Below are 17,393 nucleotides of genomic sequence, written 5' to 3' on the forward strand. Positions count from 1 at the left end.
CTAAAACAAATTATACTATTTAATTAAAAATTAAGCAACTTCTTCACTTTCTTGCTCTTCTCTATCTATGGTTTCTGTTTCAATTCGAGAAATAAAAGAGGATGCTTTTCTTTGTTCTTTTTGAACATTATTTAGGATTGTTTTTATGCTTTTCTCTACTGAGATTTAACTAAACATCAAATGACTTGTGTAACTTCTTTGATAACCTGAAGAGCAAAGACAATATCTTCTCTGTTTACTTCCCGGGAAGTTACGAAACGAACTGCGAAATCCCCGGCTCGAGTGGCCAGAACTCCTTTCTCTCTGACTCTTTCCAGAAAAACAGTAGCCTCTAATTCTCTCTCACTTAAATCGGCTAAAACAAAGTTGGTTTGTACTTGATGCCGATCTATTTTTATCCCTGGTAAAGACTGCAGACCTTCCGCCAAAAATTGGGCGTTATCATGGTCTTCCCGGAGGCGAGAAATGTTGTCCTCAGAAAGAGCAATGATACCACAGGCACACAACCAACCAGTCTGTCTCATTCCTCCTCCCAGCATTTTGCGGTATCTCTCTGCCTCTTTTATAAAATCGCAAGACCCGGCGAGTAGCGAACCCACCGGAGCTCCTAAGCCTTTGGAAAGAGAAATCATAACTGAATCACAATAGCGAGCAATCTCTTTAGCTTCTACTCCCAGATAAATTGCAGCATTAAAAAGCCTTGCCCCATCAAGATGAACAGGCAAATTGTATCTGTCTGCTACCTCTCTTATTTTCTCAAATCTGGTAAGAGGAACCACTATGCCTCCATAGCGATAATGAGTATTTTCTAAGCCAATTAGAGCCGTCCTAGGGTAATGGATATTCTCCGGTCGGATAGCTCTCTCAATATCCCGAGGTTCTGGCGCTCCATCTTCACTTCGTAAAGTTTTAACCATTAAACCCGCTACTTGGGCTAACCCTCCAGTTTCTGAAGTGAAAATATGGGCATTCTCTTCCAGGATTATCTCGTTGCCTCTCTGAGTATGAGTAAGGAGAGCAACCAGATTGCCCATGGTCCCACTGGGGAGGAAAATTGCTCTTTCTTTTCCCAGAATAAAGGCAGCTAATTCCTCCAGCTCTCTTTGCCTTGGATCTTCACCATAAACCGCATCCCCCAAAGGAGAGCGGAAGGCTGCCTCTTTCATCTCCTCAGTTGGAAGAGTATTGGTATCCCGGCGCAAATCTACCAGCTTTTTCATCTCTTTTCCTCTTTAGCTTTCTTCCAGGAATTTTTATAACTTCCCAGAACACGCCAGAAGCTGGTTTTAACAGATAATTCTTTTATCATATCCTGATACATGTCTTCCTTTAAATTTCCTTCCCAATCTACATAAAAGAGATATTCCCAGGGTTTTCCCGGTCGAGGGCGAGATTCGAGTTTCAACAGGTTAACTTTCCGATCGGCAAAAATACGAAGCGCTTCATGAAGTGCCCCGGGATAATTCCCTACAGCAAAAACACAAGAAACTTTATCATCTTGAGAAGAAGGTTCAAAATAAGGAGAAACAATCAAAAAACGAGTAAAGTTACGAGGATTATCTTCAATCTCTTCCTGATTTAATTCCAGACCATATTTTTTTATGGCCTCTTCAGAAGAAATACAAGATCCCCCCATTCCAAATTCTTTGGCCTGACGAGCTGCTTCTTCAGTGCTCCCCACATTCATTACTCGCACCGCCCTCAACGATTCGAGAAATTGAGCACACTGGGCAAAACCCTGAGGATGAGCAAATAGCACCTGAATCTCACTCTCTTTAGTGCCAGGATAAAGGCCCAGGTACTGAGAAACGCGAATGAATCGCTCTCCCACTACATAAAGATTGGGAAATTCTAAAAGGAGATCGTAATTATTATGAATACTACCGGTGATAGTATTTTCTATGGGTATCAACCCGTGAGTAGCTTCTCCCTGCTCCACTTTTTCGAATATTTCTCGAAAATTAGAACAAGGTAATAATTCGGCCCTCTCTCCAAAAGCACGACGAGCCACTTGAGAGCTAAAAGAACCGCTTTCTCCCAAAAAAGCCACTCTCAAATTCAAAAACTCGGGTTTGCTTTTTATCTCCATTCTCTCTGGTATATCGTTCTTTTTTAGTTCCTTACCCACCAGAATACTTATCACTTCCAGGTCGTTCATCAATTTTTTAAATTGCTCAGGGTAGAGGCTTTGCGGACCATCAGAGAGAGCTTTTTCTGGACGGGGATGGACTTCTACCATTACTCCATCTGCTCCACAAGCTACAGCTGCTCGAGCCATGGGAATCACTTTTTCCCGCAGACCCGTCCCGTGACTAGGGTCTACCATTACCGGTAAATGAGAAAGATCTTTAACTACCGGGATAGCGGTCAAATCCAGAGTGTTACGAGTAAGCCTTTCAATAGTTCTAATACCCCGCTCACAGAGAATCACCTGGAAATTTCCCCAGCTCAAGATATATTCAGCAGCCAGTAACCAATCTTCTATGGTAGAAGATAAACCTCGCTTCAGGAGCACCGGCTTTTTCAAAAAGCCCACTTTCTTGAGAAGCTCAAAGTTTTGCATATTGCGAGCTCCAATCTGAATGATATCAGCATATTGTGCCACAAGGTCAGCAATTTCAGGACTGGTAGCTTCGGTAACTATGGGTAAATTAAATTTTTCTCCTGCTCGAGCCAGAATCTCAAGCCCTTTCTCTCCCAGACCTTGAAAGCTATAAGGGGAAGTGCGAGGTTTAAAAGCTCCTCCTCGAAGAATATGGGCTCCCATTTTTTTCACTATTTCTGCAGTTTCAAAAAGTTGTTCTTCCGATTCTACAGCACAGGGACCAGCCATAACCGTGAGATTATCCCCTCCTATTTCCACTCCTTTTACCTTAATAACTGTTCCCTGAGGACGGAAGCTGCGATGTGCCAGTTGGAAAGGAGTATCCATTTTGATGGTCCTTTCCACTACTTTTTCATCCAACTGCGAAGAAGAAAAATTATTTTCGGTAACCAGAACGGTTTTCCCTGTTTCCTCTTCCAGGAAATAAGGATTCAAGTTCTCTTTCCCTAGCTTTTCCTTTAATTCCGATTTCTCTAAATCGCTCAGCTTTCGATTAAAACTAACAATCAAAGAATTTCACCCCTCAAACCAATAGAACCATAGCTCTACAAGCACCTACTGGATATTGAAATCACGAATAATACCGTCCTTGATGAGAAGATAGAGCAAGAGATAAACATCAACTTTTATTCTCCGCTCTATTTTCTCCTTTTCTTTAATTCTTCCATAATCTGGTAATAGGTCATCTTTTCATACTGTAAAAGAACAAGGAGATGATAAAGGAGGTCAGCTATTTCCCACCCCAGGTGCTCTCGATTATGGTCTTCATCTTCAAAAGTGGCCAGTATAACCTCGGTAGCTTCTTCTGCTACTTTGCGCAGAATTTTTTCTCTCCCTTCTTCCAGAAGACGAGAAGTATAAGAGTTGGGTGAAAGATGGGCAGCTCTTTCCTCTATTACTTCAAAAAGCTCTTGTAAAAAAGAAGAAAGAGAATAAGGTGGAAAATGAGCTTGAGGTTCGGAAATTTCTCCTTTTTTTATTTCCCGGTGAAAGCAAGAAAAAAAACCAGTGTGACAGGCTACTCCTTCTTGTTTTACCTGAATAAGTAATGTATCGTTATCACAATCTACATAAATTCCCTGTACCTCCTGAAAGTGGCCACTACTTTCCCCTTTGTTCCACAATTTTTTTCTGCCTCTACTATAGAACCAGGTTTTTCCTGTCTCCAAAGTACGAGACAATGCTTCTCGGTTCATATATGCCATCATCAAAACTTTGCCGCTTTCTGCATCTTGGACGATGGCAGGAATTAACTCTTCTTTTTCAAAAAGGACATCCTCCCAGGATTTTTCCATCAATCTTCTACCCTCACTGGTATTCCTCTTTTCTGGAGGTAGGCCTTAGCCTCTCCTATGCTGAAATAGCGGTAGTGAAAAATAGAAGCTACAAGAGCAGCATCAGCTTTCCCTTCTCTCAAAATGGCTAAAAGATGTTCCAGCTTCCCCGCTCCTCCTGAGGCAATTACAGGTAAACGAACTCTTTCTGCCACTTTCCGGGTAAGGCTAATATCATAACCAGTCTGAGTTCCATCGGTGTCCATGCTGGTTAGCAATATTTCTCCTGCTCCTAACTTTTCTACCTGTTGAGCCCAGGATAGGGCATCTTTCCCGGTGGGAGTTCGCCCTCCATTTATAAATACTTCCCAGTAACTACGCCGATTTATTCGGTCCCAGGTTCTTTTCACATCGATAGCTACCACCACACACTGGCTACCAAACATTTCTGCTAACTCACTAATTAACTCTGGTTTAAGAACTGCCTGAGTGTTAATCGATATTTTGTCTGCGCCAGCCCTGAGGAGATTAGCTACCTGTCCGGTAGCTCCTATCCCTCCCCCCACTGTGAAAGGAATAGTTAAAACTTCAGCTATTTTTTCCACCACTTGAATCATGGTTTCTCTTTGTTCATAAGAGGCGGTTATATCCAGAAAAACCAGCTCATCTGCCCCTTCTTCTTCGTATCTTTGAGCCAGCTCTACCGGGTCTCCTACATCTTTTATATTTTCAAAGTGGACTCCTTTTACCACTTTTCCCTCTTTTACATCTAAGCAAGGAATAATTCTTCTGGCTAACACTTTCATTCCTCCCGCAGAATACTGCATACTTCTTTAAAATTAAGCTGCCCGGTGTAAAGAGCCTTACCCAATATTATTCCCTCAACACCTTCTCCCAGGCTCTTTATCTTCCGGATATCTTCTTTATGACTTATTCCTCCCGCAACTATAATACTTACTCCGCTTTCGGCGATAAAATCTCTAATCACTTCCACTCTCACCCCTTGAAGTGTTCCATCTCTTTGAACATCAGTAAAGATAAAATGCTCAATGCCTTTCCCTTTTAAATCCTTAGCTAAATCCGCAGCTTTAACAGGGATTTCTTCTCTCCACCCCTCTAAAGAGACAAACTGATCCCGGGTATCGATACTCACCACTATTTTTTCTCTCGCTATCTTCATCATCTCTTCAAAAACTGAGGGGTTCTTAACTACTATGCTACTTAGAACTACTCTTTCTGCTCCGGCATCAAGATAACCCATAAAAGAAGAGACTTCCCTGATCCCTCCTCCCACCTCAACCGGTATTCCAACCGTCTGAATTAATTCTTTAATAACAGGGAAATTAACGGGATACCCCGATTTTGCTCCCTCTAAATCAACAACGTGTAGAAAAGGAGCACCTTCTTCCTCCCACTTCCGGGCTACGAGAAGAGGAGAAGTGCTAAAGACCTCTACTTTTTGATAATCCCCTTTCTCTAACCTTACCACTTTCCCCTCCAGAATATCTATGGCAGGAATGGGTAAAATCACTTCTTCCAGCTCCTCACCCAATTTTCTAAAACCTTCATACCCCAGACAGAACTTTTCTCGGGATGAAACTGGAAACCCCAGACATTATCATGATTCACAATGGCAGGAATTACCACATTATAATTGCATATGCCCACCACTGCTTGAGGTTCTTCCGGTAAGACGTAAAAAGAGTGAGCAAAATAGAAAAACCTCCCCTGCGGTATATCCCGAGTAAGCGGAGAATTTTTTTTGAAGTATACTCGATTCCATCCCATATGAGGTATTTTATTAGTAGGAGGAAGTTTCACCACTTCCCCTGGTAAAAGAGAAAGGCCTTTCTTACGAGGAGCTTCTTGGCTTTTCTCAAAAAGTAGCTGTAAACCCAGGTTTATTCCCAAAAAGGGCTTACCGTCTTCCTGGTTTTCTTTAATGACTTCCTTTATTTCTTTTTTCTCTAAATTTTCCATGGCTTTCTCAAAAGAACCCACCCCCGGGAGAACCACCGCCTCAGCCTCTCTAATCTCTTGAGCCTGATTAGTGACCACTACTTCTTCTCCTAACCTCTCCAGGGCTTTAAAGATGCTATATAAATTACCTATCTCGTAATCAACAATGGCAATCATAACTATCCCTCTTCTTCTTTATTATAAAGTCCCCTTAGTAGAAGGAAGATAAACACTCGTTACCTTGGCAGCCTGAGCTAAAGATTTACCGAGAGCCTTAAACAGAGCTTCTAAACAATGATGACCATTATCACCCCACCATATTTTAGCATGAAGAGTAATTTTTGCATTATTTACCAGAGCCTGCAGGAATTCCTTCACTAACACTATCTCAAAACTACCCACTCTCTCTCCTAAATCAGGTTTTTCCCAAAGAAAATAAGGTCTTCCACTTAAATCGACAGCCACCATACTTAACGCCTCGTCCATAGGAATAAAAACAGTGGCAAAACGCTCTATTCCTTTTTTATCTCCCAAACATTTATTCAGAGCTTCTCCCAGAACTATACCCGTGTCTTCTACTACATGGTGGTAATCATCAATAAATTCTTGAGCAGTAGCTTTTATTTTTAAATCCCAACCAGCGTAAAAAGCCATACTTTCCAGAAGATGAGAAAAAAAAGGAACAGCCATATCCATCTGGATATTTTTTTCCCCATCCAAGGAGAGATAGATTTCGACATCAGTTTCTCGAGTTTTCCTTTTAACCAGAGCTTCTCTTTTTTTCAGTCTGACCACTCCTTACTCCCTATTATTGTAAGCTTTCCAGTTCGGTATTAGAAAGAATGATGCCCTTCCACTCCCAACCATATAAGCCTTCTTCTATCAAAAGATAAAGAATATTATAATCGGGGTCTGGCCAGTTATCAATTTTCAGGTTAAAACCATCATTTCTTTTTTCCAGCTTTCCCACTCGAAGGTCAGTAGCTTTAGACAGGTGTTCACTAAGGTAGTTTTCAACCTTATAAAATTCATCTACTTCAAACTCGCTAAACATAACTCCCACCCAAAAATCTCCTTTCCTGGCTAAGCTTTCAAGCTTTTTAATATCTTTACTCCGGAAAGCCTCTTCAAGTTTTTGAGCCAGAGCTTCTTTGCTTTTTTCTACCCACGTGGGCTCAGATTGAAGATAAACTATGCGCAACTCTGCCCACCGACCATAGGAAAAATCAGGTGCCTCCCGAACCACTTTTTGGTAATAAGAAATAGCCTCTTCTATCTTTCCTAACTTTTCATAGCAAGAAGCAATTTCCATCATAATCCTTGCTTTTTCTTCGCCATCGGAGTTAGAATCCAGAATTTCCTGGTAAACTTTAATAGCTTCAAGATAGTTCTTGCTATGATATTGAAGATTGTAGGCTATATCTTCCCTGACTAAATTCTTTAGCCCATAAGGGTCTTCCACATCCGGGGGATAAGAATCTATAATTTGGTAAAATAACTCCAGCGCCTTATCAAAATTTTCTCTCTCCTCTTCTATTTTGGCTATCCAGTAGCGATAGAGATAAGAAGATGGGGTATTAGGAAATCTATCGATGTACTTCTCCAATGTCTGGATAGCCTTATCACTTTCTCCTTTTTCTGAGTATATCTGATAAATTATTTCTACCGCCTGAGACAGTTCTTCTTCGGAAAAAGAATCTAGAAGAGGTTCGAGAAGAGCAAGAACTTTATCAGCCTCTCCTTTTTCTAACAACCACTGAGCCTGGTCTAAGGGCTCCAAAGATAAGACAATTCCTCCACTATTTACCAGGTAAACAACAAAAAGAGGAATAAATAAGGGAATAATCTTCGATTCCAAAATTTTTCTGCCCTCCCTTTCCTTTTAATTTAAAGAAGAAGTTCATAAAAAAACTATGATGTACTTTACTATCTATTCCAATTTTATTAAACAAAAGTCTAATATTGTAAAAATTCAAAACCAACCTTTTTATACACCAAATCTTTAAATTTCTGATTAAAATTAGCAATGCTGCGGGTAGTGGAACAACTTTTTTCCAAAAACCAAGACCAAAATAAAGCATATTGAAACTACAACAGGAAAACTATTCCAGTGGACGAAAACCCTGATGCTTCTGATTTTTTAATTTACTAAAATGAAATATGTCTTCCAAACAGATCTTTTTATCCCCTGGTTTATTTTAGCGATTAAGGATAGTATAATCATAACATGTTTTTAGAAAGGAGTATAGAAAGAAATGGAAACATTTGATTTTTGGCGAGAACTAAAGAAGAATTGGAACCTTATTATTCGTTACCCTCAGATCATTCTCGTTACCCTTATTCCCTCTCTGTTGATTGCCACCTCTAACTACCTGACCTGGCAAGGAAGTCTTACCTGGGTTTCTGTTTTTTTCCAAGAAGCAGGAAGCGCGATTTTATTAATTCTGGGAGTTTTCCTGAGTTTTATTGCCCTGAGTTTAGTAATAGCAATAGCCTGGGATTACCGCTATCGAGATGTGATAGACTTACGTAGGGCCTGGCGGATAGTTCAAAAGCGCTTACCGGATATTGTAATGGTTTCCCTCATAATGGGTTTCATAGAAGGATTCTTTGCTATCTGGTTCATGTTCTTAGGACTTGTATTTGCTTTCCTGTTGCTCTTTACTATCCCTCTCACAGTGGTCGAAGGAGATAATCCTTTTTCCGCCATTCGGAATAGTTTTCACCTTGTTAGCGAGAATTTAGGAGAATGCTTCACTTTTTTTATTATCGCTCTATTTTTTCTCCTGATAGGCTATCTTCTATTCTGGCTTTTAGGCTTTTTAGGAATAGCAGGACTAATATTAAATACTGTAGTAGGAGCACTAATTCTAGCTTATGCTTCTCTTTTGCTTTCCTCTTTTTATTTTTCCTTAACTCGTTTTTAATCTTTTAGTGCTTCTTCCAAGTCTATTTTCATGCCATCACTGGCAGCTATCACTTTTATGCCTGTTTTTTGAGACATTTCCTCGGCTATTTTCCAGGGTTTCTCTCGTAAAACCGTTAACCCAAAATGAGTAAGAAAAGCCAGGCGAGGCTTGATATTCTCAATAATAACTTGAGCATCAGGAATACTTAGATGAAGTATGGAGGAGTGGTTATCTTTTTTAAAGCGTACAGTATTTAGAAACAATATTTTGCTATCTTGATAAGCTTCGATTAATTTTTCCTCAAAAAGAGTATCAGTAATAAAAGACACATCCCCCTGAGGAAAAGAAAAACGAAAACCATAGGTTTCAGCAGAATGCAAGTGACGCAAAGGAGTGGAAAAAGAAATGTCCTTCCAGTGATATTCTTTACCTTCTTCCAGAATTTCCAGACTCACCAATTTTTCTCGCAAATATTTAAACAACACTGGCTCCCCCTCTAAAGCTTCTCCAGGAAGAAAAACAGCCCCCCTCTTTTTGGTGGCGCCCTCGGTCATAGCTTCTACCATAATATTGAGGTCATTGGAGTGATCTAAATGACGATGAGAAAGAAGAAGAGCGTCTAAAGATGGAGGAGAAAGAGGAGGACGACTGGACAGAGCCCTAACCAAAGCCCCAGGACCAGGATCAATGTGAATATTGGTATCCTGATATTTTATCCACACTCCTCCTGAGGCACGTAGTTGTTTAGAAACTACTACTCGGGCTCCAGCCGTTCCTAAAAATTTGATAAAATTATCCATTATAAAATAGTCCGCTCCAAATCTATCTGACTCTTCATATCTATTTCACCAATTATAGTTAAAGTTAGAGAATAAGAAAGATCAATTTCTTCTGAGAAGTATACATTTCCCTGTTCGTCCTGTTTTTTAATACGAATTACAGGTCTAAAGGGAAGAACAGGGTTGATTTTGCTTACCATCGCCTCTTCTCCAGTGGATAATTTTATCAAATCTCCCACCTGGTAGGGAGAAAGATGGCGGATAAAAGTGGTTACCACCTCATCATCAAGTTTATGACCAGCGCTTCCCATTAAATATTCAATAACCTCGGGGATAGGAAGAGCTTTACGGTAAGGTCGGTCAGAAGTTAGCGCTTCATAGACATCTGCTACTGCAGTAATGCGGGACAAAACAGAGGTTTCTTCTTTGGTCAAGCGAAGGATATAACCACTCCCGTCTATTCTTTCATGATGCTGCAAGGGTATCTCTTTAACTCTTTCGGGTAACCGGGTCTTCTCATCCAAAATATTTTTTGCAAATATAGTATGTTTCTGAATAATCTCATAATCTTTTTCTGAGAGATTAGAAGGTTTATTTAAAATTTCTGGGGGAATTAGAAGTTTTCCTAAATCATGTAAAAGAGCACCTAAACCCAGATGGATGAGCTCTTCGTCTTTTAATCCTAAAAATTTAGCAATAAACAAAGAAATAACAGCTACATTAAGAGAATGAGTAAAAGTAAGGTCATCATGTTTCTTCAGTTGTATAAGAGGGATAACCAACTCTTCATGAGCTTTGACTTCCTTTGCCATCTGAGAAACATTCTGTTCTAAGGGCACAATAGAAGGGGTTTCCCCCCGGGATAAATCTTCTAAAATTTCCTGCATATTCTCCAGGGTTTTCTTTTTAATTTCCGGAGATATATCTTCTTTAGCTACCAATCCTTCGTCTTCTTCTAAAATCTCAGCTAAAACTGAAGAATAGCCATCCTCTTTGAGTTTTTCTACAAACTCAGAAGTTATAATCTGCCCTCGACTCAAAAGAACCTGATCCTGGGGATTAAGAAGAGTAAAAGGGAGAAGCTCTCCTGCTTTTAGCTCAGAAAGGGGAATCTTGACTTTTTTTATTCGATAGGCATCTTTCAATTCTATCCTCCCCCACAATTATAACAATTTTTCCTCCGGCAGTTTGTTTAAAAATAAAAGATCTTAAAAAAAACCCCATATTTTATAACATCTCAAATTTGAAGTTATACTACTTTTAGTTGAAATTGAAAAAAACCCCAGCGAAAGCACAATGGAACACGGAAGAAAAAATAGCTATGGTACTGAAGAGTTCAGGGGGTAAAAAGGAGAACGAAAATCTGTAGAGAGGGGGAGATACCCGGACTTTGCACTGCAAATGGCAGAATAAGCCTACACATGCAGTGCCAGAGCTTTAGCAGTGCTAACTCCGATATAAAAGAGTTTAGATAGTTATCTTAGATTCTATTACATAGATGCATAGATAGCTTCAATAATCCCCAGGACACAGAACAATACGACATTTACTTTGAGAAAAACTGTAAATAAACGGGGCGATGAAACAATCTACCTTTAAAATCTCTTTTTGTACTGATGTTGAGAGAATGCCTCGGTCATCACCTTTTTTCTTGATCAAACGGTTGTTTTTCAGTCTTGACCGAACAAAAATCAAAGAATGGATTAGCCTGCCTCCTCCGGGTTGGTTTTACTTATACAAATACTTTATCCGGAAAAGCAAGCAGTGCTCGTCTTTATTTAATCCTCCCATTAAATTTTAGTAGAAGAACCACAAAATAAAAAAAACGAAAAACAAAAGCTAAATAGAGAAATGCGCCCTGGTGTGCTTACAACGCTAAAAACACATTTTCTTATGAAGGGAGAAGTATTATGTGATTTTTGTGGCTAATTACAAATAGCTATACACCTATCATCGCGAAGCTTTAATAACCTGGTCAATAATTTTGAGAAATTCTCTATTGGAGCGAGTGTTTTTCATCCGCTCAATAACCATCTGAGTTGCTTCTTGAGCATCTACAGTAGACAAAAGCTTTCTCAACATCCATATTTTTTCTAAATCTTCTTTCTTTAGCAAGAGCTCTTCTCTCCGGGTTCCCGAACGATGAATATCTATAGCTGGAAATATACGGCTTTCCGCTAAAGCACGGCTTAAGTGCAGCTCCATATTACCTGTTCCTTTAAACTCTTCATAAATCACCTCATCCATTCGTGAACCAGTATCAACCAAAGCAGTGGCTATAATAGTCAGGCTACCACCTTCCTCAATGTTGCGAGCTGCTCCAAAGAAGCGCTTGGGCCAGTGAAGAGCGGAAGAATCAACACCTCCAGAGAGAGTTTTCCCCGTAGTAGGAACCACCAGGTTATTAGCTCGTGCCAGACGGGTAATACTATCTAAAAGGATAACCACATCTTTACCTTCCTCTACTAAACGTTTGGCTCGCTCCAGAGTAAGTTCGGCCACTCGCAAATGATTTTCTGGCTTCTGGTCAAAAGTGGAAGCGATTACCTGTCCTTTGACTGAGCGTTCCATCTGAGTAACTTCTTCTGGCCGCTCGTCAATCAAAAGAACAATTAATACCACTTCAGGATAATTGGCCATTATGCCGTTGGCGATTTTCTCCAAAAGCACCGTTTTTCCTGCTTTAGGGGGTGATACTATTAATCCCCTCTGTCCTTTCCCAATGGGGACAAAAAGGTCAATGATGCGGGTAGAAATCTCCTCGGGAACGGTTTCCAAAACTAACTGCTCATCAGGAAAAATGGGAGTGAGGTTCTCAAAAAGAGGGCGCCTTTTGGCTTGCTCTGGATCTTCATCATTTATAGCCTCAATCCGCAAAAGGGCATAGTATCTTTCTCCTTCTTTGGGGGGGCGTACCTGTCCCGCTATTTTATCTCCCACACTTAACATAAAGCGTTTAATTTGTGAAGGAGAAACGTAAACGTCGCTATCACTGGGGCTGAAATCATCAGAAGTACGCAAAAACCCATAACCCTCAGGAGTTATTTCTAAAATCCCTTCACTGAAAAGATAACCCTTAGACTCAGCAGACTTTCTAAGAATTTCAAACACTAAATCATTTTTCCTCTTACGACTGTAACCAGATATACCCAAGCTCTGAGCAATCTCAAACAGTTCGGCATTAGTTTTACTTTTCAGGTCAGCTAAGGAAAGTTGCATAGCGGGTGCTTTTCTATTTGTTTCTTTCTCTTCCACTAACTCTTTTACCTGATTGTTATCACTATCCACTTGTATTTCCTCCTATTATTTTTTTAAAATTCTCTCCGCTACCTGAACATGTCCTACCTTGTCTACATCAAATCCCATTTCAGGATAGGGAGTAATAACGGCCAAGGCTTTTATGCCCAACATCTTGTCCACTCGCTCTTCTACATCTTTGATAGTTAATTGCTTGGTAAGATATTTAAAAATGACCTTTGCTCCTATCAATCGAGCAAGAGCAACAGGGTTTTTGCGACTTTCAACTATTCGAGAAAGCCACTCTTTTTTCTTTTCCATCATCTGAGGATTTAGAAAGAGAATATCGCCGCCTGTAAAGCATCCATCTCGTAAACGTACAAAAGTCCTCTGAGAATCATTTAGCTTCTTTTCATAAATTTCTCGGCGGATGATGGGATAATAAAAATCAGCTTCTTCTTTACTGCATCTCAGCAAAAAATCTTCTACCATTTCACCTTTTAGAAGGGGCAGGTCACTACCAGTTATTAGAACTTTCTCTCTGGTTTGTAAAGCTTCCAAACCTTTCCAGGCACTTTCGAAAGGGTTTTCCCCTGGTGGAACAACTTCTTCAACTAAACTACCAATTCGGCACTTTATTTCTTTGACTGGCCCAACTACTATAATTCTCTTTATAGAAGAAACACTCTTGAGGGCTTCTATTACATACTCTATCATAAACTTATCCTTTATGACAAGTAGGGACCGGTTAACAACTCCAAATTTTTTTTCAATCTCCCCTTCTCCGCCACCAGCTAAAACTATAGCGTCAGTCATTGATTTGCTCCCTCCTCTTTTGCCTCCCATATGGTAGAAGTTAAAATAGCTTTAACATCAGGAGAGGAAATTTCTTTCACTATTCTCTCACCTTCTTCTTTGCTTTCTACCACCCCCACGAGAGTGGAGCCACTACCACTCATAAAAACTTTTTTACATCCTAACTCCATTAGCAGTCTCTTATAGAAATTTAAATCCGGGAAACATTGAAAAACCACTTCTTCAAAATCATTCCAAATTATTTCCTCTATTAGCTCTGGATTCTTCGCTTTCAGGAATTCTTCAAGGCTTAACCCGGCCTTTTTATTTTCTTTAATTCTTCCTTTTCTCTCCTCCCAGCACCGGTAAGCCCAGGCAGTGGAAATAGAAAAAGGAGGGAAAAGCAAAACTAAAAACCGGTGAGGAGCAAAAAAAAGAGGCTCCACTTCCTCTCCTCTTCCCCTCACCCAGGCAAAAGGAGCTCCCCGGGCGAAAAAGGGAATATCTGAGCCAATACGAACAGCGATGGATTTAACTTCTTCCCAATCCAGGTTTAACTTAAAAACCGAATTAATTAATTGTAAAATAGAAGCTACGTTACTGCTTCCTCCCCCCAATCCACTTCCTGGGGGAATACTTTTCTTAATCTTTATGTTAAAACCGACTTCTCGAAGAGGAGGAGCTATTTTACGTAATTCTACCAGCAATCTACTCAAAACACCATCTTCCCCGGTGGGAATGGGAAAATTACAGGCAATATAATCTCTTTCTCTTTCCTCTAAGGAAACTTCAATTTCATCGCCAAAAGCAATTTTCTGCATTAGCGATTCAATTTCATGATAGCCGTCGGAGCGTGTTTCTCCAATCTTCAAAAACCAGTTAATCTTTCCGTGAGAAGGCAAAATAAATTTTTCAGACACTGATATTCACGCCTAAATCAACAGGGAAAAGGCTTACTTTCTCTTTCAAATGAAATGACAAATTATCTAAAGACTCCTGAAAAGAAAAACCGTCGCCTCGCACCAAAATAGATAGTTTGCCTGAAGAAGAGCTCCTCTTCTCCTCAGAATATAATTTATTTTTTACCTCTTGAGCACAGGCCCAGGCAGGGTCTACCACTTGTAGCTCCCTCCCCCCCAGTTCTTGAAAAAACCAGCTGATAAGGGAAAAATGGGTGCAACCCATAATTAGGGTGTCTACTCCTCTATCTTTTAGAGAAATAAGTCTATTTTTAATTTGTACCCTCCATTCCGGGCTATTGAATTCTCCCTTTTCCACCGCAGCAACAAACTCCGGCCAGGCTTCCTCAATTACCTCCAAACCAGGATTAATCCCCTTTAAGGTTTGGCCAAAAGCTCCTGCTTTCACTGTAGCCCGGGTAGCCAGTACTCCTATCTTACCCTGCCGCGTTACTCTCGCTGCCTCCTGACAGGCCGACTGGACAATTCCCATAATTGGAATGCTTATCAGTTGAGCTAAATCAGGAAGACAAACAGAGCTAAGAGTGCCACAAGCGGTAATGATTAATTTTGCTTTTCTGTGCTGAGATAGATAGCCAATAATTGGCTTTACTATTTCCACTAACTCTTCTCTACTTTTCTCCCCATAAGGAAAGTGAAGAGGGTCGGCTACATATATAATATCTTCTGCCGGTAAAAGAGCCCTCACTGCATTAACTACGCTTAAACCACCAATCCCTGAATCAATTATTCCCAGAGGGTATTTAAATTCCAAGCCTATCCCCCTTTCTTTCTTGTCGATAGCAATGAGCTGCCTCCACAAAGCCACGAAATAAAGGATGAGCTTGATTGGGTCGAGACTTAAACTCGGGATGAAATTGCACTCCTATGAAGAAAGGATGGTCCTTTAACTCTATTATTTCTACCACCTGATAATCAGGGTTATAGCCAGCCATCCGTAGTCCCGCTCTTTCCAGTTCATCTACAAACAGGCTATTAAGTTCATAACGATGACGATGTCTTTCCCAAACTTCTTCTTTCTGATAAAGAGATTTACTTAGAGAACTCTCTAAAACACACCGATAGTTACCCAAACGCATGGTCCCACCCATTTTTTGGGTATCTTTTTGAGAAGGTGACAAATCGATCACCGGGTAAGGAGTTAAGGGATCGAATTCGGTAGAATGAGCGCTATGAAAATGAAGAATGTTTCGAGCAAACTCAATCGTTGCTACCTGCATTCCCAGACATATTCCTAAAAAGGGAATCTCCTTTTCTCGGGCATACCGGACAGCCTGAATTTTACCTTCTATTCCTCGCTGACCAAAACCTCCAGGGATAATTATACCATCTACTCCAGAAAGAAAACAACTTGCCTCATCACCCTCCAGTTTTCCCGCTTCTATTGGTTTAACGCTCACTTTTAATCCCAGTTCTATCCCTCCATGTTTAAGCGCCTCACAAACACTCAAGTAAGCATCCTTTGATTCTGTATACTTTCCCACCAAACCAATATTTACTTCTTTATCCGCTTCTCTAACCCTTTGAACGATTTGAGACCATTCCTCTAAATCAGAAGGAGTAGGCTTCATTTCCAAGCGACTGGCTATCAGGTCCCCTACATTTCTTTCTTCCAGAACCAGAGGCACCTCATAAATGGAATCAACATCCATAAGGGGAATCACGGCCTCTTTATCCAGGTCGCAGAAGAGAGAAATCTTAGCCATCACTTCGGGGGTAATAGGATGAGAAGAACGACAAACTATTATGTCTGGCTGAATACCAATACTTCGTAATTCCTTAACGCTATGTTGAGTAGGTTTAGACTTTAGCTCCCCCGCTGCCTCAAGATAAGGCACGAGAGTCACATGAATATAAAGGCAATTGCTTTTTCCTATATCATTTTTTATCTGGCGAATAGCTTCTAAAAAAGGCAAACCCTCTATATCTCCTACTGTCCCTCCAATCTCCACAATAGAGATATCCGCTTTGCTCATTTCTCTCAACCGAAAAATCTCTTCTTTTATCTGGTTGGTTATATGAGGAATTACCTGGACAGTGGCTCCCAGGTAATCACCCCTTCTTTCTTTTTCAATGACTGAACTATAGATTTTTCCTGTGGTTACATTACTTAGTTTGGATAGCTCCTCATCAATGAACCGCTCATAATGTCCCAAATCTAAGTCAGTTTCCCCTCCATCGTAGGTTACGAATATTTCTCCATGCTGATAAGGATTCATAGTACCAGCGTCAACATTGATATAAGGGTCGAACTTCTGCATAGTGACTCGAAATCCTCTACTCTTTAGAATTCTCCCTAATGAGGCGGCGGTTATGCCTTTCCCTAAAGATGATGCTACTCCACCGGTTACAAAAATATACTTTCCTTTATCCATTTTTAACTCCTTTTACTCAATATGGTATCGTCAAATTTTCATCTTAAGGAGAAAATAAATCTCTTTAACTGAGAAAGAAATTTAGTTATTTTACATAGTGTCAGGAGCGGAAATTCCCAAAAGTTGAAAAGCATTCTTCAGTACAATTTGTACCGCTCTACAGAGACTTAGCCGAAAAGAAGTAAGTTCTATATTGTCTTCATCGATTATCCGATAAAGGTTATAGAAAGAGTGAAAATCTCCACACAAATCCTGAAGATAATTACAAATCAAATAGGGCTGACGCAAAAGAGCACTACGTTTCACTGTTTCCGGGAAATAAGCTATTTTTTTGACGATTTCTCTCTCCTCTTCAGTGGGAAATTCAGACAAAGTATGAGTCAAAGGAAACGATGTAAATCCTCTTTTTTCTGCTTCTTTAAATAAGGAAGAAATACGAGCGTGGGCATATTGAACGTAATATACCGGGTTATCCATAGA

The 17,393-nt window shown here is 40.2% G+C and carries 17 protein-coding genes; 1 reads left to right on the plus strand and 16 read right to left on the minus strand.

The window, feature by feature from the left end; genetic code table 11:
- Positions 1-176: 176 nt before the first annotated feature.
- The 8 genes from GXZ17_RS04345 to GXZ17_RS04380 form a co-directional block, all read right to left on the minus strand.
- On the minus strand, positions 177-1,220 hold the full coding sequence (locus GXZ17_RS04345; RefSeq protein WP_409376061.1) for a threonine aldolase family protein: 1,044 nt from the start codon (positions 1,218-1,220) through the stop codon (positions 177-179).
- Positions 1,217-3,115, minus strand: coding sequence for a 3-deoxy-7-phosphoheptulonate synthase (gene aroF / locus GXZ17_RS04350; RefSeq protein ID WP_409376062.1), 1,899 nt, complete (start codon positions 3,113-3,115; stop codon positions 1,217-1,219). Before aroF ends, GXZ17_RS04345 begins: the two co-directional genes overlap by 4 nt.
- 128 nt (positions 3,116-3,243) lie before the next feature.
- Positions 3,244-3,900 (minus strand): bifunctional phosphoribosyl-AMP cyclohydrolase/phosphoribosyl-ATP diphosphatase HisIE, encoded by a 657-nt coding sequence (hisIE, locus tag GXZ17_RS04355; protein ID WP_409376063.1) that lies wholly within the window; start codon positions 3,898-3,900, stop codon positions 3,244-3,246.
- Positions 3,900-4,679 (minus strand): imidazole glycerol phosphate synthase subunit HisF, encoded by a 780-nt coding sequence (hisF, locus tag GXZ17_RS04360; protein WP_409376064.1) that lies wholly within the window; start codon positions 4,677-4,679, stop codon positions 3,900-3,902. Before hisF ends, hisIE begins: the two co-directional genes overlap by 1 nt.
- 2 nt (positions 4,680-4,681) lie before the next feature.
- On the minus strand, positions 4,682-5,431 hold the full coding sequence (gene hisA, locus GXZ17_RS04365; protein WP_409376065.1) for a 1-(5-phosphoribosyl)-5-[(5-phosphoribosylamino)methylideneamino]imidazole-4-carboxamide isomerase: 750 nt from the start codon (positions 5,429-5,431) through the stop codon (positions 4,682-4,684).
- Entirely contained in the window at positions 5,407-6,015 is a 609-nt protein-coding gene (gene hisH / locus GXZ17_RS04370) for an imidazole glycerol phosphate synthase subunit HisH (RefSeq protein ID WP_409376066.1), read from the minus strand. The genes hisA and hisH overlap by 25 nt, the downstream gene beginning before the upstream one ends.
- A 21-nt stretch (positions 6,016-6,036) precedes the next feature.
- Positions 6,037-6,633, minus strand: coding sequence for an imidazoleglycerol-phosphate dehydratase HisB (gene hisB / locus GXZ17_RS04375; RefSeq protein ID WP_409376067.1), 597 nt, complete (start codon positions 6,631-6,633; stop codon positions 6,037-6,039).
- A gap of 13 nt (positions 6,634-6,646) precedes the next feature.
- Positions 6,647-7,696, minus strand: a complete 1,050-nt coding sequence (locus GXZ17_RS04380) for a tetratricopeptide repeat protein (RefSeq protein WP_409376068.1) — start codon at positions 7,694-7,696, stop codon at positions 6,647-6,649.
- Positions 7,697-8,093: 397 nt separating this feature from the next.
- On the opposite strand from GXZ17_RS04380, the gene GXZ17_RS04385 reads away from it, so the two are divergent.
- On the plus strand, positions 8,094-8,765 hold the full coding sequence (locus GXZ17_RS04385; RefSeq protein WP_409376069.1) for a hypothetical protein: 672 nt from the start codon (positions 8,094-8,096) through the stop codon (positions 8,763-8,765).
- Here GXZ17_RS04385 and GXZ17_RS04390 read toward each other — a convergent pair.
- From GXZ17_RS04390 to GXZ17_RS04425, 8 genes are all read right to left on the minus strand, one after another.
- Positions 8,762-9,547 (minus strand): MBL fold metallo-hydrolase, encoded by a 786-nt coding sequence (locus GXZ17_RS04390; protein WP_409376070.1) that lies wholly within the window; start codon positions 9,545-9,547, stop codon positions 8,762-8,764. The two genes, GXZ17_RS04385 and GXZ17_RS04390, sit on opposite strands and share 4 nt — an antisense overlap.
- Positions 9,547-10,671, minus strand: coding sequence for an HD-GYP domain-containing protein (locus tag GXZ17_RS04395; RefSeq protein ID WP_409376071.1), 1,125 nt, complete (start codon positions 10,669-10,671; stop codon positions 9,547-9,549). Before GXZ17_RS04395 ends, GXZ17_RS04390 begins: the two co-directional genes overlap by 1 nt.
- A gap of 805 nt (positions 10,672-11,476) precedes the next feature.
- Entirely contained in the window at positions 11,477-12,745 is a 1,269-nt protein-coding gene (rho, locus tag GXZ17_RS04400; protein ID WP_409376078.1) for a transcription termination factor Rho, read from the minus strand.
- A gap of 84 nt (positions 12,746-12,829) precedes the next feature.
- Positions 12,830-13,579 (minus strand): nucleotidyltransferase family protein, encoded by a 750-nt coding sequence (locus GXZ17_RS04405; protein ID WP_409376072.1) that lies wholly within the window; start codon positions 13,577-13,579, stop codon positions 12,830-12,832.
- A complete protein-coding gene (gene ispE / locus GXZ17_RS04410) occupies positions 13,576-14,478 on the minus strand; it encodes a 4-(cytidine 5'-diphospho)-2-C-methyl-D-erythritol kinase (RefSeq protein WP_409376073.1) in 903 nt (300 codons plus the stop codon). Before ispE ends, GXZ17_RS04405 begins: the two co-directional genes overlap by 4 nt.
- Positions 14,471-15,292: a glutamate racemase gene (murI, locus tag GXZ17_RS04415; protein WP_409376074.1), complete on the minus strand. Its 822-nt coding sequence runs from the start codon at positions 15,290-15,292 to the stop codon at positions 14,471-14,473. Before murI ends, ispE begins: the two co-directional genes overlap by 8 nt.
- A complete protein-coding gene (locus GXZ17_RS04420; protein ID WP_409376075.1) occupies positions 15,282-16,913 on the minus strand; it encodes a CTP synthase in 1,632 nt (543 codons plus the stop codon). The genes murI and GXZ17_RS04420 overlap by 11 nt, the downstream gene beginning before the upstream one ends.
- Positions 16,914-17,003: 90 nt before the next feature.
- Positions 17,004-17,393, minus strand: a 390-nt coding sequence (locus GXZ17_RS04425) for a DALR anticodon-binding domain-containing protein (RefSeq protein ID WP_409376076.1), incomplete at its 5' end; no start/stop codon positions are given.

The organism is Candidatus Sordicultor fermentans (genome assembly GCF_012728195.1).
GTDB lineage: Bacteria > Atribacterota > Atribacteria > Atribacterales > Caldatribacteriaceae > Sordicultor > Sordicultor fermentans.

Excerpts from the sequence above, each read along its gene's own strand:
- GXZ17_RS04420 (WP_409376075.1), bottom strand. The coding sequence starts at position 16,913 with ATGGATAAAGGAAAGTATATTTTTGTAACCGGTGGAGTAGCATCATCT.
- GXZ17_RS04390 (WP_409376070.1), bottom strand. The coding sequence starts at position 9,547 with ATGGATAATTTTATCAAATTTTTAGGAACGGCTGGAGCCCGAGTAGTA.
- GXZ17_RS04345 (WP_409376061.1), bottom strand. The coding sequence starts at position 1,220 with ATGAAAAAGCTGGTAGATTTGCGCCGGGATACCAATACTCTTCCAACT.
- hisH (WP_409376066.1), bottom strand. The coding sequence starts at position 6,015 with ATGATTGCCATTGTTGATTACGAGATAGGTAATTTATATAGCATCTTT.
- rho (WP_409376078.1), bottom strand. The coding sequence starts at position 12,745 with ATGCAACTTTCCTTAGCTGACCTGAAAAGTAAAACTAATGCCGAACTG.
- hisIE (WP_409376063.1), bottom strand. The coding sequence starts at position 3,900 with ATGGAAAAATCCTGGGAGGATGTCCTTTTTGAAAAAGAAGAGTTAATT.
- GXZ17_RS04385 (WP_409376069.1), top strand. The coding sequence starts at position 8,094 with ATGGAAACATTTGATTTTTGGCGAGAACTAAAGAAGAATTGGAACCTT.
- GXZ17_RS04405 (WP_409376072.1), bottom strand. The coding sequence starts at position 13,579 with ATGACTGACGCTATAGTTTTAGCTGGTGGCGGAGAAGGGGAGATTGAA.